This window comes from Pseudomonas tensinigenes (assembly GCF_014268445.2).
Classification (GTDB): domain Bacteria; phylum Pseudomonadota; class Gammaproteobacteria; order Pseudomonadales; family Pseudomonadaceae; genus Aquipseudomonas; species Aquipseudomonas tensinigenes.
This window is the reverse complement of record NZ_CP077089.1, coordinates 6,324,849-6,347,226: the sequence shown is the minus strand read 5'-3', so window position 1 is coordinate 6,347,226 and position 22,378 is coordinate 6,324,849. Positions and strand designations below refer to the sequence as shown.

The window sequence follows — 22,378 nt, the reverse complement described above, 5'->3', positions numbered from 1 at the left end:
GAACCTCTTGTCGTTGGAGTTAATGCATATCCATTGTCGAGCGCGGTCAGTGTGGGAGCGAGCCTGCTCGCGAAGAGGCCATTTCACTCAACATTGATGTCGACTGAGCTACCGCTTTCGCGAGCAGGCTCGCTCCCACAGGTTTTGCGTTTACAGGGTCAAGGTCAAACGGCTGACCAGCGCGCCCGGCAGCAACGCCGACGAGGTATTGCGCTGGCTGTACGTACTCGCCGACAGCAGTAACTCGCGCTCGGCGGTCAACGCTTCCAGCTGCGAACCCAGCAGGCTGTAAGCGCTGTCGTCAAAACGCATGGTGCTCACCGGTGCCTGAATCTCGCCGTTCTCGACCCAGAAGGTCGCGAAGCGGGTCATGCCGGTCATGCGCGCGGCCGGTTGATCCGAGTAGTTCAGGTACCACAGGTTGCTGATGTACAACCCGGTGCCCAACTGCTTGAGGATCTCTGCTTGCGACAGATCACCCGCCGCCATGTTCAAAGCACTTGGCATTTCACCGCCACCGGCGCCGTTGGCGGCCAGACCATATTCCGCTGCACTGCGCGAACCGACCAGTTGATCGCCCGCTTTGCCTTCGACGATCAGACGCAAATCGCTGCGTGGATAACCTTCGCCGGAAAACGCCGGGCTCAACGATTCACTGACTTTCTCGTCCAGCGACACCAGCGGACTGAACGCCTGATCACCGACATACAACTTCTGCAACGGGCTGCTTTTGCTGGCAATCGACTGCGCCGAGAAACCGCCCCAGCTCAGCATGCCCATGATTTCTTCCAGCGCCGCCGGTGCCAGATACGCACGGTACTGCCCCGGCGCCAAGGTGCGTAGCGGGCGGCCGAGAAACTCCAGTTGCTCACGTGCCTGAGCAAAGCGCTTGGCGAAACCTTCGCTGCTCCAGTCATGCCCGGCGTAGCTGGCCTTTACCGCTTCACCGTTGTCGTGAAACAGGCTGAAGTCGAAGTTGAAGCTGTTGGCCTGATGCCAGCCAAATGCGCCTGAAGAACTGGCGAAACCCCGGCTGATCGGGCCGGCGGCATAGAAGCCCACCAGGTCCAGACCTTCAGCGGCAGCACAGATTTCATCGACCACCTGTTCGGTATCCGGCAGCGGATGTTCCTGCACATTCTTGCTCTGCCAACCGTTGTGATTGAGCAGCAGGTACGGATCCTGCGGCAGCAACGGCAGGGTTTCGCGCAGTTGTTGCAGACCTTCGGCAAGCCGTTGCAGATCGCCTTCCTGATCACCGGACAGGGTGACTTGCAGGTCGGCGTGACGCCCATCGTTAATCAGCTTCAGGACGATATTGGCCTGCTGCACTTGCCCGGCCTGACGCACCTTGGCGTGGTTGAAACGCACAAACGCGGACGATTCGGCGGCATAGCTAAGGGTGAACTGTTCTGGCTCGCGCACGCTGTCGCGCAGCCACTCGACCATGACCTTGAAGGCGTCGGACTGACTCTTCGAAATGCTCATCAGGCGTCTCCCCCAAACACATCAACGTTGCTGAATACGCAGGCCGGCGAAGCGTGGCCGACGCGGATCACCTGGTTCGGTTCGCCCTTGCCGCAGTTCGGCGTGCCCAGCACCTTGACGGTGTTGGCGTCGCCGACGGCGCGCAGGCTTTTCCAGAAATGTGCGGAAATTGCCCGGTAGTTCGGGTTTTTTACCACGCCTTTCAGTTCACCGTTCTCGATCAACTGGCCCCATTCACAGCCGAACTGGAATTTGTTGCGCGCATCGTCGATCGACCACGAGCGGTTGGTGCTCATCAGAATGCCGTGCTCGATGCCTTCGATCAGCTTGTTCAGCGGCTGATCGCCCGGTTCGATATTGAGGTTGGCCATGCGGTCGATCGGCGGCCGGTTCCAGCCGCAGGCGCGGCTGTTGGCAACGCCATCGAGACCGGCGCGGAACTGCGACAGCGCCCCGCCCAATGGACGCAGCAGTAAACCATCGCGGATCAGAAATTGTTTGCTGGCCTTGCTGCCGTCGTCATCGTGGCCATAGCTGGCGAGTTCTTCGGGAATGCCCGGATCGAACGTCACGTTGAGCAGTTTCGAGCCGTATTGCAGGCTGCCGAAGTCGCTGGCCTTGACGAAACTGGTGCCGGCGTAATTGCGCTCGTCGCCCAAGATTCGGTCGAGTTCCAGCGGGTGGCCGATGGATTCGTGGATCTGCAGCATCATCTGGTCCGGCATCAACAGCAGGTCGCGCGGGCCTTGCGGGGTGTTCGGTGCGAGCAGCAGTTGCAGGGCCTGATCGGCAACCTGCGGACCAGCGCCGATCAGACCGCAACGGCTGATCACGTCAGCGCCGCCCTGTTGGCCGAAGTTCTCGCGGCCGAGGCTGCGGGTCTGACTGTCGTTGCCGTCGTATGCGGTGACGTCGAGACCCGGGTAGACGAAGCGCTGGGCCTGGCGCAATTCAGCCCCGGCACTGCTCAGGTAGATCTGTTCGACGTGGGTGATGCCAATGCTCACCTGCCAATTTACCAGGCGCTCATCCTTTGGCACCGAGGCGGATTCCGCGCCGAGCAACTCAAAGCATTCGCTCAGGGACGGGAAGGCTTGTTCGAGATTGGGCGAAAAGTAATCAGCGCGATCGCTGGACACTGGCTGATCGCGCAGGTCGAGCAAGGCGTGCGGCTTGAGCCGGCGGGCTTGCAGCTCGGCGCGTTCGAGGGCGGCTTGCAGACCTTGCTGCGACAAGTCGTTGGTCGCCGCGTAGGCCTCAACGCCATTGACCCGAACGGTGAGCATCGCGCCTTCGTCGCGGCTCAGGCTCGGCGGTTCGGCGACGTTTTTACGCACCGACAGGTACTGACCGGATTCGCGTACATACCGCAGGGAAAAAAACTCAGCGCCCGTGCGCAAGGCAGCGAAGCGCTGCTTGAGCTGGGGGTGGAAATCGAACATTCGGGAACCTCCTTGTCAGGGGGAAGCGGTAGAGCAGCGGCGGGGAGGGGGTGAAACGGTTGCGCGAGGTCTAGAGTAGGCCTGCGTGGGGGTAGGATCAAGTGAAGAGGGGGTGTAGGGGGATTTACTGTGCAGCGCGGGAATTTGTGCTGAATGTGAGGGCCCCTTCGCGAGCAGGCTCGCTCCCACAGTAGATCTCCAGTGAACACAAAATTTGTGAACACCCGGAATCCAATGTGGGAGCGAGCCTGCTCGCGAAGGCCGCGCCTCGGTATTACGTCTTACTGAGCAGCCGGGGTGATATCACGCATCGGCTTGCCCTTCACCGGCGCATCGCCCGCTACGTAGTAGTCGGCGGTGCTACGCGGCAGCGGCTGGCGGCCACGGATCTTGTCGGCGATTTTCTCGGCGATCATGATCGTCGGCGCGTTCAGGTTGCCGGTGGTGATGATCGGCATGATCGAAGCATCGACCACCCGCAGGCTCTGCATGCCGTGCACGCGACCTTCGCCATCCACTACGGCCATCTCGTCGGTGCCCATCTTGCACGAGCAGGACGGGTGGAACGCAGTTTCGGCGTGCTCGCGGATGAACTTGTCGAGTTGCTCATCGGTTTGCACTTCGATGCCCGGGCTGATTTCGCGGCCACGGAAGGCGTCGAGTGCCGGCTGCTGCATGATTTCACGGGTCAGGCGGATGCCGTCGCGGAACTCCTGCCAGTCCTGCTCAGTGGCCATGTAGTTGAACAGGATGCTCGGGTGCTGGCGCGGGTCTTTCGACTTGGCCTGGATGCGACCACGGCTTGGCGAGCGCATGGAACCCATGTGCGCCTGGAAACCGTGCTCTTTCACACCGTTGCTGCCGTTGTAGTTAATCGCGACTGGCAGGAAGTGGTACTGGATGTTCGGCCATTCGAATTCCGGACGCGAACGGATGAAACCGCCGGCTTCGAACTGGTTGCTGGCGCCGATGCCGGTGCCGTTGAACAGCCACTCGGCACCGATGGCTGGCTGGTTGTACCAGAGCAGCGACGGGTACAGCGAAACTGGCTGAGTGCACGCGTATTGCAGGTACAGCTCAAGGTGATCCTGCAGGTTTTCACCGACGCCCGGCAGGTCGTGAACGACCGGGATGTCGAGCGACTTCAGCAGCTCGGCCGGGCCGACACCAGAGCGCTGCAGAATCTGCGGCGAAGCGATGGCACCGGAGCACAGCAGCACTTCTTTGCGCGCTTTGACTTCAACGCGCTCTTCAGCGTCGCCGACCAGGTAACGCACGCCGACCGCACGCTTGCCTTCGAACAGAATCTTGTCGGTCAGGGCGTGGGTGACGATGGTCAGGGTCGAACGCTTTTTCGCGGTGTCGAGGTAGCCACGGGCGGTGGAAGCACGACGGCCGTTCGGCGTCACCGTGCGGTCCATCGGGCCGAAGCCTTCCTGTTGATAACCGTTCAAGTCTTCGGTGCGCGGGTAACCGGCTTGTACGCCAGCTTCAACCATGGCGTGGAACAGCGGGTTGTTGCCAGCCTTCGGTGTGGTCACGCTGACCGGGCCTTCGCCACCGTGGTAGTCGTTCGGGCCGATGTCGCGGGTTTCGGCTTTGCGGAAGTACGGCAGGCAGTCGAGGTACGACCAGTTTTCCAGACCAGGCAATTTTGCCCAGCCGTCGTAGTCCATCGCGTTGCCACGGATGTAGCACATGCCGTTGATCAGCGAAGAACCGCCAAGGCCTTTGCCGCGACCGCATTCCATCCGGCGACCGTCCATGTGTGGCTCTGGATCGGTTTCGTACGCCCAGTTGTAGCGACGACCTTGCAGCGGGAACGCCAGTGCAGCCGGCATTTGTGTGCGGAAGTCGAGACGGTAGTCGGGGCCGCCGGCTTCGAGCAGCAGAACGGTGACGCCAGCGTCTTCAGTCAGACGGGTCGCAAGTGTGTTACCTGCAGAGCCGGCCCCTATGATGATGTAGTCGTATTCTTGAGTCATAAGTTCTCCTGAGGGAGCTACAAGTCACAAGCTTCAAGCTGCAAGAAAAAGCAGCGAGCGGTGGCTTCGAAATCGGGGAGTGCGGCAACCCCCAAACTGCTTTTACTTGCAGCTTGAAACTTGCCGCTCGTAGCTGATCAGCTAATCAAAATACCGAAACGTACTCACCCAGTTCGACTTGCACGGACTTGATGCGCGTGAAGTTATTCAGAGAGCTGATCCCATTTTCACGACCAACACCCGACTGCTTGTAACCGCCAACCGGCATTTTTGCGTCGGACTCGCCCCAGGCGTTGATCCAGCAGATACCGGCTTCCAGTTGATGAATCACGCGGTGCGCGCGGTTCAGGTCTTTGGTGACGATACCGGCGGCCAGGCCGAAGTCGGTGTCGTTGGCGCGGCGGATCACTTCTTCTTCGGTTTCGTAGGAGAGGATCGCCATTACCGGGCCAAAGATTTCTTCACGAACGATGGTCATGTCGTCGGTGCAATCGGTGAACACGGTCGGAGCCACGAACGCGCCTTTGGCGAATTCGCCGTCGGTCAGACGCTCGCCGCCGCACAGTACGCGGGCGCCTTGCTCTTTACCCTTGGCGATGTAGCCCAGCACGCTTTCCATGTGCGCGAAGCTGACCAGCGGGCCGAAGTTGGTGTTTTCGTCTTCCGGGTTGCCAACGCGGATGCGTGCAACGCGCTCAACGATCTTGGCTTCGAAAGCGGCTTTCAGGTGCGCCGGTACGAACACGCGAGTGCCGTTGGTGCAGACCTGACCGGAGCTGTAGAAGTTGGCCATCATCGCGGTGTCGGCAGCGCGATCCAGATCGGCGTCGTCGCAGATGATCAGCGGGGACTTGCCGCCCAGTTCCATGGTCACGTCTTTCAGCGACGAAGCCGAAGCGCTGGCCATTACTTTCTTGCCAGTGTCGGTGCCGCCGGTGAAGGAGATTTTTTCGATGCGCGGGTGCTCGGTCAGCCAGGTGCCGACTTCACGGCCGCTGCCGGTCAGTACGTTGAACACACCGTTTGGAACGCCGGCTTCGGTGTAGATCTCGGCCAGTTTCAGGGTGGTCAGCGAGGTGACTTCGCTTGGCTTGAAGATCATCGCGTTACCGGCCGCCAGCGCTGGAGCGGATTTCCACAGGGCGATCTGGATCGGGTAGTTCCACGCGCCGATACCGGCGACAACGCCCAGCGGCTCGCGACGGGTGTAGACGAACGAAGTGTCACGCAGCGGGATCTGCTCGCCTTCGATGGCCGGTACCAGGCCTGCGTAGTATTCCAGCACGTCAGCGCCGGTAACGATGTCGACGTATTTGGTTTCGGAGAAGGATTTGCCGGTGTCCAGGGTTTCCAGCGCGGCCAGTTCATCGTTGCGCTCGCGCAGGATGTCGACGGCACGACGCAGGATGCGCGAACGCTCCATGGCGGTCATCGCGGCCCAGATTTTCTGGCCCTTTTCAGCGCTGACTACGGCGCGCTCGACGTCTTCCTTGGTCGCACGTTGCACCAGTGCGAGGACTTCACCGTTAGCCGGGTTGATGGCTTCGAAGGTGGCATCGCTGCCGGCGTCGGAGTACGCGCCATCGATGTAAAGTTTTTGCAGTTCGAAACGGGCCATAGTGTCCTCGCAAGTGCATTGGTGGTTGGCGTTGACCACCGCGGTGAGGCTGCGGTGGCGTTCAGGGGCCGAGCGTTTTCTGTGTGCTCTAGCTCACCTTCTTGGCCAATTGGAAATCCATGTATTCGTAAGCGATCTGTTGCGCCTGCGCCGTGTCGAAAGCGTCTCCCGACAAAGCGCCGCGCAACCACAAGCCGTCAATCAACGCTGCCAGTCCTCGTGCTGCGCTGCGCGCATCTTCGAGCGACAGCACACGGCGGAACTGGCAGCACAGGTTGGAATACAGACGGTGATCGTTGATCCGCTGCAACCTGTGCAAAGACGGCTGGTGCATGCTGGTGGCCCAGAAGGCCAGCCAGGTTTTCATTGCCGGGCCATTGACCTGGCTGGCGTCGAAGTTGCCTTCGATGATCACCTGCAGATGCGCCCGTGGGCTGTCATCTGCCAGCGCCTGACGGCGCGCGGTGACGCTCTCGCTGAGGGCGGTCATCAGATACCGCATCGTGGCGGCAATCAGGCCGTTCTTGTCCTGAAAGTAATGACTGATGATGCCATTCGAGACACCGGCCAAACGGGCGATCAGCGCAATGCTGGCGTCCCCCATTCCGACCTGATCGACCGCCTGCAATGTGGCTTCGATCAGTTGTTGGCGGCGGATGGGTTGCATACCGACCTTGGGCATCTTGCACATCTCCTTAGGCCTTCCGAGCGGCGAATCACGCCTATCGGATTGACGGCCAGTCTATTTTGTTTTGATTGAACGTTCAATCAACAAAGAATAAGATCTGCGACAAATCGTCGCTGCCTACAGATTTTTCCTACGTGTAAGTGGCGATAAAACCGACATCCGAAACAGCTCGAAACCTGCGTGGGGCATGGCGCGGTTCGCGATTCGATGGACGTGTTGAAAGGGCAAGACGCTCAGGGCCAGGTTTCGGATGAACGTCCGTCCACCTTCGGCCACGAAAGCGATTCGCAGCGCCATTTCGGCAGGTTCGGGCATTTTTCGGGGTGTCTTTATATCACCCGCCGGTCGGCTGCCAACTAACCGATTGGTCGGGTTCCGTGTTGCCTTGTGTTCTTCTCTCGCACTGCCTGGAGCATTTGTGCCATGAGTTCTGCCTCGCTTATAAAGACCCCGCCCGAGAAGGTGACGGTCAACGGTTGGGTGTTTTACACCTCTACCGCGCTGATTCTGTTGTTGACCGCCATTCTGATTATCGCCCCGCAAGAGGCCGGCAGACTGTTGGGTATCGCTCAGGCCTGGTTGTCGCGCAGCTTCGGCTGGTACTACATGGTGGTGATCGCCGCCTACCTGGTATTTGTCGTCGGTCTGGCGTTTTCCTCGTACGGCAAACTCAAACTGGGCAGCAAGGACGACACCCCGGATTTCAGTTACGGCGCCTGGGCGGGGATGCTGTTCTCGTCGGGTATCGGTATTTCGCTGCTGTACTTCGGCGCGTCCGAGCCGCTGGATCACTACTTCAATCCGCCGGAAGGCACCTCGGCCAGCAACCTGGCCGCGCGTCAGGCTGTACAGCTGACTTTCTTGCATTGGGGCCTGCACGGCTGGGCGATCTATGCGCTGGTCGGTCTGGCCGTGGCGTATTTTGCTTACCGTCATAACCAGCCGCTGGCATTGCGTTCGGCGCTGTATCCACTGGTGGGCGAGCGTTGGGTCAAAGGCGCGGCCGGTCACGCGGTAGACGGCTTCGGCATGTTCGTGACCCTGCTGGGTCTGGTGACCAACCTGGGGATCGGTTCGCTGCAAGTGTCGTCGGGGCTGGAAAACCTGTTCGGCATGGAACACAGCAACACTAACCTGCTGATCGTGATCATCGTGATGAGCACCGTGGCGACCATCGCTGCCGTGTCCGGCGTGGAAAACGGCATTCGTCGTCTGTCCAACCTGAACATCGTACTGTTCAGCGGTCTGCTGATTTTCGTATTGCTGTTCGGCCCGACCTTGCACCTGCTCAACGGCTTCGTGCAGAACATCGGTGACTACCTCAATGGCATCGTGCTGAAAACCTTCGACCTTTATGTGTACGAAGGCGACAACGCCAAGTCCGAGCGCTGGATGGGCCTGTGGACCCTGTTCTACTGGGCGTGGTGGATTTCCTGGGCGCCATTCGTCGGCATGTTCATCGCGCGTATCTCCCGTGGTCGTACCGTGCGTGAACTGGTCGCTGGCGTGCTGCTGATTCCGCTGGGCTTCACCTTGGCCTGGCTGTCGATCTTCGGTAACTCGGCACTGGACCTGGTGATGAACCATGGCGCGGTGGAACTCGGCAAGACGGCGCTGGAACAGCCGTCGATGGCGATCTATCAATTGCTTGAGCACTACCCGGCGTCGAAAGTCGTCATCGGCGTGTCGATCTTTGTCGGTTTCGTGCTGTTCCTGACCCCGGCCGACTCCGGCGCGGTGATGATGGCGAATCTGTCCTGCAAGGGCGGCAACGTCGACGAAGATGCGCCGCACTGGCTGCGGATCTTCTGGTCGGTGGTGATCACCCTGGTGACCATCGGTCTGCTGTTTGCCGGTAACTTCGAAGCCATGCAAACCATGGTCGTGCTGGCCGGTCTGCCGTTCTCGGTGGTGTTGGTGTTCTTCATGTTCGGCCTGCACAAGGCCATGCGTCAGGACGTGCAGATCGAACAAGAGCAGGCGCAACTGGCGGAGCGCGGTCGTCGTGGATTCAGCGAGCGTCTGACGCAACTGGACCTGCAACCGAGCCAATCGGTGGTGCAGCGTTTCATGGACAAGCAGGTTAGCCCGGCGCTGGAAGATGCCACCGCGCAGATGCGTGCGCAGGGTCTGGAAGTGCAGACGCTGTTGGGTAAATCCAAGCGCTGCATGGGTGTGCGCGTCGAGATGGAAGAGGGCAACCCTTTCGTTTACGAAGTGAGCCTGGACGGCTATCTGGCGACCCCGACTGAATCGGCGCAGTCCGATGAAGCGCGCCAGCGTTACTACCGCGCTGAAGTGTATCTGCACAACGGCAGCCAGGATTACGACCTGATGGGATTCACGCAGGATCAGATCACACGCGATGTGCTCGATCAGTTTGAAAGCCATCGGCAGCTCCTTGGCCGGGTGTACAGCTAAAGTCAAAAGCCCCCTCACCCCAACCCTCTCCCCAAGGGAGAGGGAGAAAGGGAGCAGATCGGGGGCCTTTCAAAGCCTGAGTTCGACTCGATATTTCAATGCCAGTCAAAAGCCCCTCACCCCAACCCTCCCGAAACGTCGGACCGCCCGTAGGGAGAGGGAGCTGACCGAGGTGTCTGGCGTTGTACATCGACCTGAAAGATCGAGTCGATTATGGATTCGGTGAAGCAAGATCAGGTCGGTGTAGATCTGCAGCATCCCCCAATCAGTTCCCTCTCCCTCTGGGAGAGGGCTAGGGTGAGGGGCTTTTCCCTGACCCAATAAAAAAGGGATCGCTCACCGCGATCCCTTTTTTTATCCCGCCTTAACCGAGGTTCTTGCCTAACAGCGCGTGATACAACTCGCTGTCGCCCAGAATCCCCACCACATGATTGTCATCGTGCAGCACCAGCTTGTTGCCGGTCTGATAACGAATCTGCAGCGCATCACGCATGCCGATGTTCGAATCCACCAGCGTCGGCTTGCGCTCCAGGCCCTCGACCGCTTGCCCCGGTGCCCAGTTCTGCAGGTTCAGCACCGAACCATTCTGCCGCGCGCCTTTGATGGTGTTGCCTTCAGCCAGATCCAGCCAGGAATCGCCGCCCGGATCGAGACACACCGAACCGTTGATGCGTTTGCACTTGTCCAGTGTGCGCATCAGGCTGCGACCGCAGAGCACGTTGAGCGGATTGGTGTGCGCCACGAACGTACGCACATAATCGTCCGCCGGGTTCAGCACGATCTCTTCCGGCACGCTGTACTGGATGATCCGGCCGTCTTTCATGATCGCGATGCGGCTACCGAGTTTCAGCGCCTCGTCGAGGTCATGGCTCACGAACACGATGGTCTTGCTCAGCTTGCGTTGCAGTTCCAGCAGTTCATCCTGCAGACCCTGACGGATCAACGGGTCGAGCGCCGAGAACGGTTCGTCCATCAGCAGAATATCGGCGTCCATCGCCAGTGCCCGCGCCAGACCGACACGTTGCTGCATGCCGCCGGAGAGTTCGTCCGGCTTCTTGTTGCGCCATTGGGTCAGGCCAACCAGTTCGAGTTTTTCATCGACCAGTTTCTTGCGTTCCTTCTCCGGACGGCCCTGCATTTCCAGACCGAAACTGATGTTCTCGCGCACCGTCAGCCACGGCATCAGGGCGAACTTCTGGAACACCATGGCGATGCGTTTGGTACGCATCATTTTCAGCTCGGCCGGGGTGCAGGAGGCGATGTCGATCTGGCGGTTTTCATGCTCGACGAACAGCTTGCCGCGGCTCACGGTGTTGAGGCCGTTGATGCAGCGCAGCAGGCTCGACTTGCCGGAACCGGACAAGCCCATCAGCACGCAGATTTCGCCTTTGTTGATGTCCAGCGTGGCTTTTTCCACACCGACGATCTGTCCGGTCTTCTTCAGGATCTCGTTGCGGGTCATGCCCTGATCGAGCAGCTTGAGTGCCTCGCGCGGATCTTTGGAGAAGATTACGTCAACGTCTTCGAAGCGAATTATGCTCATGCGTCACCCCCTACTTTGGCGTCGGGTTGTTTGCAGATACGGTCGAGCATGATCGCCAGCAGTACGATCGCCAGGCCCGCTTCGAAGCCCAGGGCGATATCAGCAGTGTTCAGTGCGTTGACCACCGGTTTGCCGAGTCCGTCGGCGCCTACCAGTGCCGCGATCACCACCATCGACAACGACAGCATGATGCACTGGGTGATGCCGGCCGCGATGCTCGGCATGGCGTGCGGCAGTTCAATCCGTGAGAGCAATTGGCGACGCGAGCAGCCGAAGGCCTTGCCGGCGTCCATCAGTTCTTGCGGGACATCGCGGATGCCCAGATAGGTCAGGCGGATCGGCGCAGCGATGGCGAACACCACCGTGGAGATCAGGCCCGGGACCACGCCCAGCCCGAAGAGGGTCAGGGTAGGAATGAGGTAAACGAAGGTCGGTACGGTCTGCATCAGATCGAGTACCGGACGCATGACAGTGTAGAACATCGGTTTGTGTGCGGCGACGATGCCCAGCGGCACGCCGATGACCACGCAGACCAGGGTCGCGAACATGACTTGGGCGAGGGTTTCCATGGTTTCCTGCCAGTACCCCAGATTGAGGATCAGCAGGAAGGAGGCGATCACGAAAGCGGTCAATCCCCATTTGCGCTGGATCAGGTGCGCGAGCAGGGCGATCAGGCCAATCAAGACCAGTGGGTTGAACCAGGTCAGCGCGAACGTCACGCCGTGGATCATCGTTTCCAGTGTCACGGCGATTGCGTCGAAGGTGTTGGCGCCGTGTTGCGTCAACCATTCAACGAAGCCCGCGATGTACTGGCCTAAAGGTATTTTCTGATCAATCAGCATGGTAGTGAACGTCCGCATGCAAGGAAATAAACAGCCCGGGTGGGCGAGCCCACCCGGCATAAGCGATTACTGAAGCTTGGCTTTAACGGCCTCCAGGCCAGGTTTACCGTCAATGGTGGTTACGCCAGCGAGCCAGGTATCGAGCACTTGTGGATTCTTTTTCAGCCAGGCCTTGGCGGCCGCGTCAGGCTTCATCTTGTCGTCGAGGATGTTGCCCATCAGTTCGCTTTCCATGTCGACGGTGAACTCCAGGTTCTTCAGCAACTGACCGACGTTGCTGCATTCCGTGGCGTAACCCTTGCGGGTGTTGGTCGCCACGGTTGCCGCGCCGAAATCGGGGCCGAAGAAATCGTCGCCGCCGGTCAGGTATTGAATCTTGAAGCGCTTGTTCATCGGGTGCGGCGCCCAGCCGAGGAAGACCACGGCGGTGTCGCGTTTTTGCGCGCGATCAACCTGCGAGAGCATGCCCGCTTCCGAGGATTCGACGACTTTGAAACCGGCGGTCTTCAGGCCGAAGGCGTCCTTGTCGATCATGCTCTGGATCAGGCGGTTGCCGTCGTTGCCAGGCTCGATGCCGTAGATCTTGCCGTCGAGCTCTTTCTTGAATTTGGCGATGTCGGCGAAGTCATGCAGACCTTTGTCATACAGGGCTTGCGGCACGGCGAGGGTGTACTTGGCGCCCTTGAGGTTGGTGCGCACGGTTTCCACGGTGCCGGCGTCGCGGTAAGCCTTGATGTCGTTTTCCATGGTCGGCATCCAGTTGCCGAGGAACACGTCCATGTTCTTGCCGTCGGCCAGCGACTTGTAGGTCACGGGCACGGAGATCATGGTGGTCTTGGTCTTGTAGCCGAGGGCGTTGAGGACAACGGAGGTGGTAGCGGTGGTAGCGGTGATGTCGGTCCAGCCGACATCGGAGAAGTTAACGGTACTGCACTGTGCCGGTTCTGCAGCTTGCGCCAGTAACGGCAGACTCAGCATGGCGGCCAACAACAACGACGGGGAACCTTTCATGGATGGACTCCTTGGTGTTTTTTTTGGCAGTGTTCCGACTGTGGACCACCGCACTTATAGGTTGCGGTTGGATGGCGTTCTGGAGACAGCTCTACCACGGCGCCTTGCAATCGAGTCATAACGATCATGTACCAGTGAAAATCTGACGCCTACAGGGGGGGTCGTATCCAGTACAGGGATGGTCGCATCCAGTGTCAGTGACGTCGTTTACAGCTTTTTTCAGCCCCGAATGGCCATCTGAACCGCACAAAAACGGCGAAAAACCGGGACGAAAACGGCGCGGCGCTGGTGGACATGAGTGCGTCGGTGTCAGACGCCGTGCGTCCCGACAAAAGCCTGATGATGCGGGCATTCCGGCGGATCGCAGCTTGAGCGTAGCAGCTCCGCCAGCGGGCGCTTTTGCGCCCCGGACCGGTATCCTCAGGAGCTCTGCAGCAATGGCTATCAGCGTTTTCGACCTGTTCAAAATCGGCATCGGCCCTTCCAGTTCCCACACCGTCGGGCCGATGCGCGCGGCGGCGTTGTTTGTCGAGTCGCTACGGGACAAGCACCAGCTGGAGCAGGTGCGGCGGATCGAAGTGCAGCTGTACGGTTCGTTATCGGCGACCGGCATTGGTCACGGTAGCGACAACGCGGTGATCATGGGCCTGATGGGCGAGTGGCCGGACGCAATCGACCCGTCGCAGATCGGTCCGCGCATTCAGGCGCTGCGTGAAACGCATACCCTGCTATTGGATGGTCGTTTGTCGGTGCCGTTTGTCTGGGCACGGGACATGCGTCTGATCGACGAGAACCTGCCGTTTCATCCCAATGCGATGACGATTGTGGCCGAGGGCGATCACGGCGAGCTGCATCGCGACACCTACTATTCGGTGGGTGGCGGTTTTGTCGTGGATCAAGCGCAGGCGTCCAGCGGCGTCGTTGATCTGGATCGCACTGAATTGCCCTACGACTTTTCCAGTGCGGTTGAACTGCTGGAGTTGTGCAAGAAAAACAACCTGCGCGTCGCCGAATTGATGATGGCCAACGAAAAGGTCTGGCGCAGCGAGGAAGAAATCCGCGCCGGGCTGATGAAGCTGTGGCGGGCTATGCAGGATTGCGTCGAGCAGGGTTTGAAACACGAAGGCATCCTGCCTGGCGGATTGAATGTGCGTCGGCGTGCGGCGAAGTTGCATCGCAGTCTTCAGGAATTGGGTAAGCCCAATGTGATCGGCTCGACGCTCAGTGCGATGGAGTGGGTCAACCTGTTCGCCCTGGCGGTTAATGAAGAAAACGCGGCGGGCGGGCGCATGGTCACGGCGCCGACCAATGGCGCCGCAGGGATTATTCCGGCGGTATTGCACTACTTTATGAAGTTCAGTGAAGCGGTGACTGACGCCAACGTGGTCGATTACTTCCTCGGTGCAGCGGCGGTGGGGATTCTGTGCAAAAAGAATGCTTCGATCTCGGGCGCCGAAGTGGGTTGCCAGGGCGAAGTCGGTTCGGCGTGTGCGATGGCGGCGGCGGGGCTGGCGGAGATTCTTGGTGCCACGCCGGAGCAGTTGTGCAACGCGGCCGAAATTGGCCTGGAACATAACCTCGGGTTGACCTGCGATCCGGTCGGTGGCCTGGTGCAAGTGCCGTGCATCGAGCGTAATGCGATTGCGGCGGTGAAAGCGATCAACGCGGCGCAGATGGCGTTGCGTGGTGATGGTCAGCACTTTATTTCGCTGGATCGGGTGATCCGCACCATGCGTGATACCGGTGCGGATATGCATGACAAATATAAAGAGACCTCGCGGGGTGGGTTGGCGGTCAGCGCGGTTGAGTGCTGAATTAGTGACACCGAGGTGAATTCTTCGCGAGCAGGCTCGCTCCCACAGTAGATCTCCAGTGAACACAAAATGTGTGAACGCCAGGGTCCAATGTGGGAGCGAGCCTGCTCGCGAAGGGGTCAGACCAGTCAAAACTGCTCACCAAGTGAACACAGACAATAAATCACGCCACCTTTTAGCGCGTCGCAATCAGATAAGAGTCTTTCCCACCTGTTACACGCGCTCAGCTCTCCTACCGTCCGTCACCCGTGCTTGCGGTGACACTGTCCGACAATCGCGCGCAGGCCAGTTCCCACAAGTGCTACCGATTTGCTCACACCCCTGGGGGCAGGGCGTTCAGCAACGCTGATGGCACTTCGAAACACCTTTCGTCGGACGGCTCGTATAGACACGTCGCGACGTCGTTTTCAGGAGTTATTGAACAGCCATTCAATTTTAGGCATGGCATTTGCTCTGTCATAACAAAGCCCGTCTCCCACGCGAGAACGCTGGCAATAACAAGAGCCTCCGCCTGAGGCCATCACCCGCTTTGTGTGAGGAGATACCGCGATGACGTCGTTCAACTCCGGGGCCCAACCCCAGAACCGTGCGCCTCAATCCATCGGCTTTCTGCTGCTGGACAATTTCACGCTGATTTCTCTGGCGTCCGCAGTAGAACCCCTGCGCATGGCCAACCAATTGTCCGGTCGCGAGCTGTATCGCTGGAGCACCCTCACCGTCGATGGCGGCCAGGTGTGGGCCAGTGACGGTCTGCAAATCACTCCCGACGCTTCCATGCACAAAGCCCCGCCACTGGACACTGTGATTGTCTGCGGCGGCATCGGCATTCAACGCACCGTTACCCGTGAACACGTTTCATGGCTGCAAAGCCAGGCGCGTCAGTCCAAGCGCCTCGGCGCCGTGTGCACTGGCAGTTGGGCACTGGCCTGCGCTGGTCTGCTCGACGGTTTCGATTGCAGCGTGCACTGGGAATGTCTGGCGGCGATGCAGGAAGCTTTCCCACGCGTGGCCATGAGCACTCGATTGTTCACCCTCGACCGTAACCGTTTCACCAGCTCCGGTGGCACCGCGCCGCTGGACATGATGCTGCACCTGATCAGCCGCGATCATGGCCGTGAACTCTCCGCCGCGATCTCGGAAATGTTCGTCTACGAACGCATCCGCAACGAGCAGGATCACCAGCGCGTACCGCTCAAGCACATGCTCGGCACCAATCAGCCGAAACTGCAGGAAATCGTCGCGCTGATGGAAGCCAACCTCGAAGAGCCGATCGACCTCGATGAATTGGCGGTGTACGTCGCGGTGTCGCGTCGACAGCTGGAGCGGTTGTTCCAGAAATACCTGCACTGCTCGCCGTCGCGTTATTACTTGAAGCTGCGTTTGATTCGCGCCCGGCAGTTGCTCAAGCAAACGCCGATGTCGATCATCGAAGTGGCGTCGGTGTGTGGTTTCGTCTCAACGCCGCACTTCTCCAAGTGCTACCGCGAGTACTTCGGCATTCCGCCGCGTGACGAGCGCGTAGGCTCCAACACCACCCAGCAAGTGGCGATGCTGCCGCTGCCACAAGCCATCGTGATGTCGCCGCTGTCGGGGCCGATGTCGGCGTTGAGTCAGGCGCGCAATGAATCGACGTTTGCAAGCGTAAGGCTGTAAGGCAAAAGATCGCAGCCTGCGGCAGCTCCTACAGGGATATGCGTTCCAATGTAGGAGCTGCCGAAGGCTGCGATCTTTTGATCTGCTGTCAGGCGCTATGGCTTTGCTGATAGTCCGCCAATGCCGGCAGTAATTGTTTGTCGATCGCCTGACGCACCGCCGGCTGGATACTGGCGCCGCTGGTGTACATGTCCTTGACCATCTTGCGCAGTTCAAACGCGCGCACATTATCCAGACCGCGCACCGCGCACTCGCACGCCTGATCGGCGGTCGTGCCACTGGGCACTTGAATACCCAACGCCTTGAGTTGGCCCAACAAATCTTCCTGATCGATCAAATCGGCATACATCATGACGCGCATCCTTCTTCGGTAACGGAGGTCGTGGCTCGATTCTGGTAGCCACGCCGAGGCACGGCAAGGGCGATTTGTCGCCGTGGCCGCGACGGCTATGAACAGGTCGTTTTCGGCTAACTCGCCGCTCAAGGGAGTGGGCACACTGAACTCAGCTTGCAACCCGAAGGTTTGGTCACCCTCGCTTGGCAGCTCCTCAACAGTACCCTCTGCCCCGATCCAGTCACGGCTGGTATCGGGGCTTTTTTTGCCTGTGAGCCAGAGAATGCTGTGTTGCTGCTGATGCCTTCGCGAGCAGGCTCGCTCCCACAGGTGAACGCGTTCATTCAGGGGAATGCGATTAGATGTGGGAGCGAGCCTGCTCGCGAAGAACGATGACGCGGTCTAACGTTGCATCACCAGAATCCGCGACAACAATTCATCTCTGTCGATATAGCAGCCTTGGAAATGCCGCGCCCCGGTGGCCGGGTCAAACGCATTGCGCGCATGCAACGTGCGGCGATTATCGAAGCACCACAGCTCGCCGGAATTAAGCCGCTGCATCAGCCGAAACCGTGGCTCGCGGGTCATCGCAATAAAGCGTCGATAAGCCCGATACAACCGTGGCATTTGCTCCACTGACGTATCGAACGCGCCGCGCAGAAAGTTTGCCATGCGAATTTCCGCCACGCGTCCCAACGCATCCAAAGCGATGATCGGCGCCAGGCAGCGATAGTCGCTATGACGATCCTTGTTGCGAAACTCCACGGGTATTTCACACAGCGCCTGAAACGACGCCGGGTCTTCACCGCGCAACGCATCGGCAATCGCAAAGCCATCGACAAAAATGCTCTCGCCACCCTCGGCGTCATTCACCAGACAATGCAGAAATTGCAGCCCCGGTTGCAGCTCGCGGGTGGGCAGATCGGTGTGCAACGGCAGGTTGAAAGCGGTGTAGGCATTGCTGTCGGCATCGGCCTTGGATTGCACGTTGAACAGCACGCCGAAGTTGCTTTCGCGGATGAACGAAATACGTTGCGCGATGAGTTTCAGCGAACCGGGTTCTGTGGGCACGCCGCGCACTTGCGTCAGGCCGATGTCGCGTACCGCAATCAGCCATTGCAGCAGCACGGCGTTGTCGTTCATCAGTGCCGCGTATTCGAACACCGGCAACTGCAAATCGCTGCGCCACAGATAAGGCTTGGGTTTGGCGGCCAAGCGTTCGGCGCGGGATTGCTCATCGTAGGCATGGGCGCGCAACCAGCCTGGATCGAAGCGGCTGAGGTGGCCGTCCTGCCAGTCAATGCGCAGGCAGCCGTCGGTGTCGATATGCACGGCGGCAGGCTTGAGGTCTTCAGCGGCATCGACGCTCTCGAAAACCTGCTCGCGGGTGACGTTGTAGACGCACTGCGGACAGGGGCAGTTGTCCCGCAACCAGACATGGTGAAACGGGCTGACGCGACCGTCAGCCCACTCAATGGCAACACGATCCGCCAGGCTCTGCACGCCACCGAGCGCGCTGATCAACGGATAAGTACGGAAATCGGCAACAGCGGCAGCGGTGTTCATGGCGGCTCCTTGCGATCGATGGATTTACCTTGCAGGCGGCAGCGCGATGACGCGGCCGATGTAAGCGGGAGTGGGCAGGTCGTTTTGCTCGGCGACGATGCTTTGCAGGCGGCTCAACGTGTCCGGGCTGAACGGTGCCGAACGCGGGCCGGCGAGATCGACGTGCAACAGCATCTGTTCGTTGCCGGCCAGCTCCTGCGCATCACCGACCTTGTGCAGGCTGTGATAGAGGTGCAGGCGTTTGCTGTCGTGGGCGATGATTTGCGTGCGTACTTCCACCTCGGTATCGAGTTTCACTTCGTGCAGATAATTGAGGTGCAGTTCGAGGGTGAACAGCGAGTTGCCGCTGGCTTCGCGGTTGTTGCTGTCCATGCCGAGACGGTCCATCAGGGCGTCGGTGGCGTAGCTGAAAATCAGCAGGTAGAAGGCGTCGCGCAGGTGACCGTTGTAGTCGACCCAGTCGGGGATGATTCTGGTTTGGTAGGTGGTGAGGTTGGGCATGGTTTGGGTTCCGGCAGGTGGCGGGTCGTTAAGATCAAGAGCTACCCCCTCACCCCAGCCCTCTCCCCCAGGGGGGAGAGGGGGAAGGGAGTAGATCGGGGGCCTTTCAAAACCTGAGTTCGGCTCGGTGGTGCAAGTCGGCGTAACTCGAACAATCAACGCGATCAGTCCCCTCTCCCTCAGGGGGGCGAGGGGGAAAGGGAGCAGATCGGGGGCCTTTCAAAACTTGAGTTCGGCTCGATGGTGCAAGTCGGCGTAACTCGAACATTCAACTCGGTCAGTCCCCTCTACCTCTGGGAGAGGGCTAGGGTGAGGGCAGCGATGTCATGCCAACCCCATCACTCGCTGAACGCCATCCCATGCTTCTCCTTGGTAGTCTTCACCGCCTCCAGCACCGCCAGCAAGCAATCATCACGATAACGCTCCAGCGCCGAAATACTGTGACGACCAAGCTGATCACTGGTGCCTTCCACCACATCATCAATCAACTTGTCAGTCAGTTCCGGTGCCGGCAGATAGGTCCATGGCAACTGCAACGCCGGGCCGAATTGCGACATGAAGTGGCGCATGCCTGCATCACCACCTGCCAGCGTGTAAGTCAGGAACGTGCCCATGAACGACCAGCGCAAACCAGCGCCAAAGCGAATTGCATCATCGATCTCGCCAGTGGTCGCCACGCCGTCATTGACCAGGTGCAGCGCCTCACGCCACAGCGCTTCGAGCAAGCGGTCGGCGATAAACCCTGGCACTTCCTTGCGCACATGCAACGGACGCATGCCGAGGGATTCGTAAACTTTCATCGCTGCCTGAACAGCTTCCGGCGCGGTGTTCTTGCCGCCGACCACTTCGACCAACGGCAGCAGATAAACCGGGTTGAACGGGTGGCCTACCACGCAGCGTTCCGGGTGCGTCGAACTCTCGTAGAACTCGCTCGGCAGCAAGCCCGATGTACTCGAACCGATCAACGCATCGGGCTTGGCCGCGGCGCTGATTTTGCTGTGCAGATCGAGTTTCAGTTCGAGACGTTCCGGGGCGCTTTCCTGAATGAAATCAGCATCCCGAACACACTCTGCGATGGTCGCGACAAAGCGCAGACGATCCTGCGACGCGCCCGGCGCCAGACCGTTTTTTTCAAGCGCACCCCAGGCATTGGCCACGCGTTTGCGTAGCGCCGCTTCGGCGCCCGGTGCCGGGTCCCAAGCCACCACGTCGAGGCCATGGGCGAGGGCGCGGGCCACCCAGCCACTGCCAATGACACCGCTGCCCAGCGCGGCGAAGGTTTTGATTTCGGTGATAAAGCTCATGGCGACATTCCTGAATAGTTCGGCGATCAACTGTGGGAGCGAGCCTGCTCGCGAAAGCGCTGGCTCTGCTGATGAAGATGCTTCGGATGTACCGGCCTCTTCGCGAGCAGGCTCGCTCCCACAGGGTTTTGAGGTGAGTTCGTTAGCCGCGCTGGGTCAGGCCCATTTTCTTGCGGCCTTCCGCAGGCGTCAGCACGCGGGCGCCGAGGCGGCTGAGGATTTCGGTGGCGCGCTCAACCAATTGGCCGTTGGTCGCCAGCACACCCTTGTCCAGCCACAGGTTATCTTCCAGACCGACCCGCACGTTGCCGCCCAATAGCACCGCTTGCGCCGCCATCGGCATCTGCATCCTGCCAATCCCGAACCCGGCCCACACCGCATCCGCCGGCAAGTTATCGACCATGGCTTTCATCGTGGTGGTGTCTGCCGGCGCACCCCATGGAATCCCCAGACACAGCTGGAACAACGGGTTGTCGAGCAAACCTTCCTTGATCATCTGCTTGGCAAACCACAGATGACCGGTATCGAAAATCTCCAGCTCGGCCTTCACGCCCAGCTCGGTGATGCGCTTGGCACCGGCCCGCAGTTGCGCCGGGGTGGAGACGTAAATGGTGTCGCCATCGCCGAAGTTGAGGGTGCCGCAATCGAGGGTGCAGATTTCCGGCAACAACTCTTCAACGTGGGCGAGACGGGTCAGCGGGCCGACCAGATCGGTGTTCGGACCGAACTCCATCGGGTTCTCGCCGGCGCCGATTTCCAGGTCGCCGCCCATACCAGCGGTGAGGTTGACGATGATGTCGACGTCCGCCTCGCGGATGCGCTCCATCACTTCGCGGTACAGCGCCACGTCACGGCTGAACTTGCCGGTCTGCGGATCGCGCACATGGCAATGCACAACGGTGGCGCCGGCCTTGGCTGCTTCAACGGCGGCGGCAGCAATTTGTTTCGGGGTGACCGGCACGTGCGGGCTCTTGGCGGTCGTGTCGCCAGCACCGGTGAGTGCGCAGGTGATGATGACGTCGTGGTTCATGGTGCGGTTTCCTTCAGGCGTGATGGGTCTGTCCGCAGCCCGTTTCGGGGCTGCGAGCTTCGTCCGGTTCCCTCTCCCTTTGGGAGAGGGCTAGGGTGAGGGGCTTTTAAATGAGAGGGTTATTTGCTGGTCAGCTGCAGGTTTTCAGCGGCCGGTTTGCCATCGAACGTGGTCACACCCTCAAGCCAGCGCTGCTTGTCTTCGGGGTGATCCTTGAGCCATTGCTTGGCCGATTCGAAGGCGTCCTTGTGGTCGAGCAGCGGCTGCATCATCCGGCTCTCGTCCTCGGCGGTGAACGTCAGGTTGGTCAGCAGGCGACCGATGTTCGGGCACTGCTCGGCGTACTTCGGCGCGGTGACGGTCCACACGGTGGCCATGCCTTCGTTCGGGCCGAGGGCGTCGTCGCTGCCGGTCAGATACGTCATCTTGACGTTGACGTTCATCGGATGCGGCGCCCAGCCGAAGAACACCACGGCCTCTTTGCGGCGCACAGCGCGGTCGACGGCGGCGAGCATGCCGGCCTCGCTGGACTCGACCAGTTGGAACTTGCCGAGGCCGAACTGGTTCTTGGCGATCATCGCCTTGATCTGCGTGTTGGCGCCCGAGCCTGGCTCGATGCCGTAGATCTTGCCGCCCAGCTCTTTTTCAAACTTGGCGATGTCGGCGAAGGTCTTCAGGCCCTTGTCGGCCAGATAGGTCGGTACGGCGAGGGTCGCACGGGCATCTTTCAGGCTCGGTGCGTCGAGGACTTTGACCTGATTGGCGTCGACGAACGGCGTGATGGTCTGGGTCATCAACGGGTTCCAGTAACCGAGGAACAGGTCCAGGCGCTGATCGCGGATCCCGGCGAAGATGATTTGCTGGGAGGCGCTGGTTTGTTTGGTGTTGTAGCCGAGGCCGTCGAGCAGGACCTGGGTCATGGCACTGGTGGCGATCACGTCGGTCCAGTTGACCACGCCCATGCGCACGTTCTGGCATGAGGCGGGTTCGGCCGCCATGACGCTGGCGCTGAAGAAAGCGGTACCGCTGAGTGCAAGAACACAGCTGCTGATCAGTCGTTTCATGTCGGGTTCCTCGGCAGGTCGTTTATTGTGGTTCCCGGCGTCTGACGCGCCGGTGATGCCAAGTTACGCAGCTA

General features: G+C 60.0%; 17 protein-coding genes. 3 read left to right on the top strand and 14 right to left on the bottom strand.

The window, feature by feature from the left end; all coding sequences use genetic code 11:
• Positions 1 to 150 precede the first annotated feature (150 nt).
• The 5 genes from HU718_RS28265 to betI form a co-directional block, all read right to left on the bottom strand.
• A complete protein-coding gene (locus tag HU718_RS28265; RefSeq protein WP_186616176.1) occupies positions 151 to 1,488 on the bottom strand; it encodes a TldD/PmbA family protein in 1,338 nt (445 codons plus the stop codon).
• On the bottom strand, positions 1,488 to 2,930 hold the full coding sequence (locus tag HU718_RS28260; protein ID WP_150708247.1) for a TldD/PmbA family protein: 1,443 nt from the start codon (positions 2,928 to 2,930) through the stop codon (positions 1,488 to 1,490). The genes HU718_RS28265 and HU718_RS28260 overlap by 1 nt, the downstream gene beginning before the upstream one ends.
• Positions 2,931 to 3,211: 281 nt before the next feature.
• Positions 3,212 to 4,915, bottom strand: a complete 1,704-nt coding sequence (gene betA, locus HU718_RS28255; RefSeq protein ID WP_150708246.1) for a choline dehydrogenase — start codon at positions 4,913 to 4,915, stop codon at positions 3,212 to 3,214.
• Positions 4,916 to 5,060: 145 nt separating this feature from the next.
• A complete protein-coding gene (gene betB / locus HU718_RS28250; RefSeq protein WP_186616177.1) occupies positions 5,061 to 6,533 on the bottom strand; it encodes a betaine-aldehyde dehydrogenase in 1,473 nt (490 codons plus the stop codon).
• 88 nt (positions 6,534 to 6,621) lie between these two features.
• A complete protein-coding gene (betI, locus tag HU718_RS28245) occupies positions 6,622 to 7,215 on the bottom strand; it encodes a transcriptional regulator BetI (RefSeq protein ID WP_007918292.1) in 594 nt (197 codons plus the stop codon).
• A gap of 429 nt (positions 7,216 to 7,644) precedes the next feature.
• On the opposite strand from betI, the gene betT reads away from it, so the two are divergent.
• Entirely contained in the window at positions 7,645 to 9,642 is a 1,998-nt protein-coding gene (gene betT / locus HU718_RS28240; RefSeq protein WP_150729899.1) for a choline BCCT transporter BetT, read from the top strand.
• A 364-nt stretch (positions 9,643 to 10,006) separates the two neighbouring features.
• Here betT and choV read toward each other — a convergent pair whose 3' ends face one another.
• The 3 genes from choV to HU718_RS28225 form a co-directional block, all read right to left on the bottom strand.
• Positions 10,007 to 11,185, bottom strand: coding sequence for a choline ABC transporter ATP-binding protein (choV, locus tag HU718_RS28235; RefSeq protein ID WP_034153601.1), 1,179 nt, complete (start codon positions 11,183 to 11,185; stop codon positions 10,007 to 10,009).
• Positions 11,182 to 12,027: a choline ABC transporter permease subunit gene (gene choW / locus HU718_RS28230; protein ID WP_016983941.1), complete on the bottom strand. Its 846-nt coding sequence runs from the start codon at positions 12,025 to 12,027 to the stop codon at positions 11,182 to 11,184. Before choW ends, choV begins: the two co-directional genes overlap by 4 nt.
• Before the next feature lie 66 nt (positions 12,028 to 12,093).
• Entirely contained in the window at positions 12,094 to 13,038 is a 945-nt protein-coding gene (locus HU718_RS28225) for a choline ABC transporter substrate-binding protein (protein ID WP_038363126.1), read from the bottom strand.
• A 437-nt stretch (positions 13,039 to 13,475) separates the two neighbouring features.
• Between HU718_RS28225 and HU718_RS28220 the strand changes: the two genes are divergently transcribed.
• Both HU718_RS28220 and gbdR read left to right on the top strand, forming a co-directional pair.
• Positions 13,476 to 14,852 (top strand): L-serine ammonia-lyase, encoded by a 1,377-nt coding sequence (locus tag HU718_RS28220; RefSeq protein WP_186616178.1) that lies wholly within the window; start codon positions 13,476 to 13,478, stop codon positions 14,850 to 14,852.
• A gap of 549 nt (positions 14,853 to 15,401) precedes the next feature.
• Positions 15,402 to 16,505 carry a choline metabolism transcriptional regulator GbdR gene (gbdR, locus tag HU718_RS28215; protein ID WP_007949927.1) on the top strand — a complete coding sequence of 368 codons (1,104 nt, stop codon included), beginning with the start codon at positions 15,402 to 15,404 and terminating at the stop codon, positions 16,503 to 16,505.
• 88 nt (positions 16,506 to 16,593) lie between these two features.
• On the opposite strand, the gene HU718_RS28210 is transcribed toward gbdR, so the two are convergent.
• The 6 genes from HU718_RS28210 to HU718_RS28185 form a co-directional block, all read right to left on the bottom strand.
• The gene (locus HU718_RS28210) at positions 16,594 to 16,857 is read right to left on the bottom strand and encodes a hypothetical protein (protein WP_016983943.1); all 264 of its coding nucleotides are present in this window, start codon (positions 16,855 to 16,857) and stop codon (positions 16,594 to 16,596) included.
• Positions 16,858 to 17,241: 384 nt separating this feature from the next.
• Positions 17,242 to 18,405 (bottom strand): gamma-butyrobetaine dioxygenase, encoded by a 1,164-nt coding sequence (locus HU718_RS28205; RefSeq protein WP_186616179.1) that lies wholly within the window; start codon positions 18,403 to 18,405, stop codon positions 17,242 to 17,244.
• A gap of 24 nt (positions 18,406 to 18,429) precedes the next feature.
• Positions 18,430 to 18,906 carry a thioesterase family protein gene (locus HU718_RS28200; protein ID WP_150708240.1) on the bottom strand — a complete coding sequence of 159 codons (477 nt, stop codon included), beginning with the start codon at positions 18,904 to 18,906 and terminating at the stop codon, positions 18,430 to 18,432.
• A gap of 338 nt (positions 18,907 to 19,244) precedes the next feature.
• The gene (locus HU718_RS28195) at positions 19,245 to 20,210 is read right to left on the bottom strand and encodes an L-carnitine dehydrogenase (RefSeq protein WP_186616180.1); all 966 of its coding nucleotides are present in this window, start codon (positions 20,208 to 20,210) and stop codon (positions 19,245 to 19,247) included.
• 142 nt (positions 20,211 to 20,352) lie between these two features.
• Positions 20,353 to 21,240 carry a 3-dehydrocarnitine:acetyl-CoA trimethylamine transferase CdhC gene (gene cdhC / locus HU718_RS28190; RefSeq protein WP_016983621.1) on the bottom strand — a complete coding sequence of 296 codons (888 nt, stop codon included), beginning with the start codon at positions 21,238 to 21,240 and terminating at the stop codon, positions 20,353 to 20,355.
• A gap of 119 nt (positions 21,241 to 21,359) precedes the next feature.
• Positions 21,360 to 22,304, bottom strand: coding sequence for a choline ABC transporter substrate-binding protein (locus HU718_RS28185; protein ID WP_102900074.1), 945 nt, complete (start codon positions 22,302 to 22,304; stop codon positions 21,360 to 21,362).
• Positions 22,305 to 22,378: the final 74 nt, after the last annotated feature.

Bases quoted from the DNA above. Each gene is read 5' to 3' on its own strand.
- HU718_RS28265 (WP_186616176.1), bottom strand. From the start codon at position 1,488: ATGAGCATTTCGAAGAGTCAGTCCGACGCCTTCAAGGTCATGGTCGAG.
- HU718_RS28260 (WP_150708247.1), bottom strand. From the start codon at position 2,930: ATGTTCGATTTCCACCCCCAGCTCAAGCAGCGCTTCGCTGCCTTGCGC.
- betA (WP_150708246.1), bottom strand. From the start codon at position 4,915: ATGACTCAAGAATACGACTACATCATCATAGGGGCCGGCTCTGCAGGT.
- betB (WP_186616177.1), bottom strand. From the start codon at position 6,533: ATGGCCCGTTTCGAACTGCAAAAACTTTACATCGATGGCGCGTACTCC.
- betI (WP_007918292.1), bottom strand. From the start codon at position 7,215: ATGCCCAAGGTCGGTATGCAACCCATCCGCCGCCAACAACTGATCGAA.
- betT (WP_150729899.1), top strand. From the start codon at position 7,645: ATGAGTTCTGCCTCGCTTATAAAGACCCCGCCCGAGAAGGTGACGGTC.
- choV (WP_034153601.1), bottom strand. From the start codon at position 11,185: ATGAGCATAATTCGCTTCGAAGACGTTGACGTAATCTTCTCCAAAGAT.
- choW (WP_016983941.1), bottom strand. From the start codon at position 12,027: ATGCTGATTGATCAGAAAATACCTTTAGGCCAGTACATCGCGGGCTTC.
- HU718_RS28225 (WP_038363126.1), bottom strand. From the start codon at position 13,038: ATGAAAGGTTCCCCGTCGTTGTTGTTGGCCGCCATGCTGAGTCTGCCG.
- HU718_RS28220 (WP_186616178.1), top strand. From the start codon at position 13,476: ATGGCTATCAGCGTTTTCGACCTGTTCAAAATCGGCATCGGCCCTTCC.
- gbdR (WP_007949927.1), top strand. From the start codon at position 15,402: ATGACGTCGTTCAACTCCGGGGCCCAACCCCAGAACCGTGCGCCTCAA.
- HU718_RS28210 (WP_016983943.1), bottom strand. From the start codon at position 16,857: ATGATGTATGCCGATTTGATCGATCAGGAAGATTTGTTGGGCCAACTC.
- HU718_RS28205 (WP_186616179.1), bottom strand. From the start codon at position 18,405: ATGAACACCGCTGCCGCTGTTGCCGATTTCCGTACTTATCCGTTGATC.
- HU718_RS28200 (WP_150708240.1), bottom strand. From the start codon at position 18,906: ATGCCCAACCTCACCACCTACCAAACCAGAATCATCCCCGACTGGGTC.
- HU718_RS28195 (WP_186616180.1), bottom strand. From the start codon at position 20,210: ATGAGCTTTATCACCGAAATCAAAACCTTCGCCGCGCTGGGCAGCGGT.
- cdhC (WP_016983621.1), bottom strand. From the start codon at position 21,240: ATGAACCACGACGTCATCATCACCTGCGCACTCACCGGTGCTGGCGAC.
- HU718_RS28185 (WP_102900074.1), bottom strand. From the start codon at position 22,304: ATGAAACGACTGATCAGCAGCTGTGTTCTTGCACTCAGCGGTACCGCT.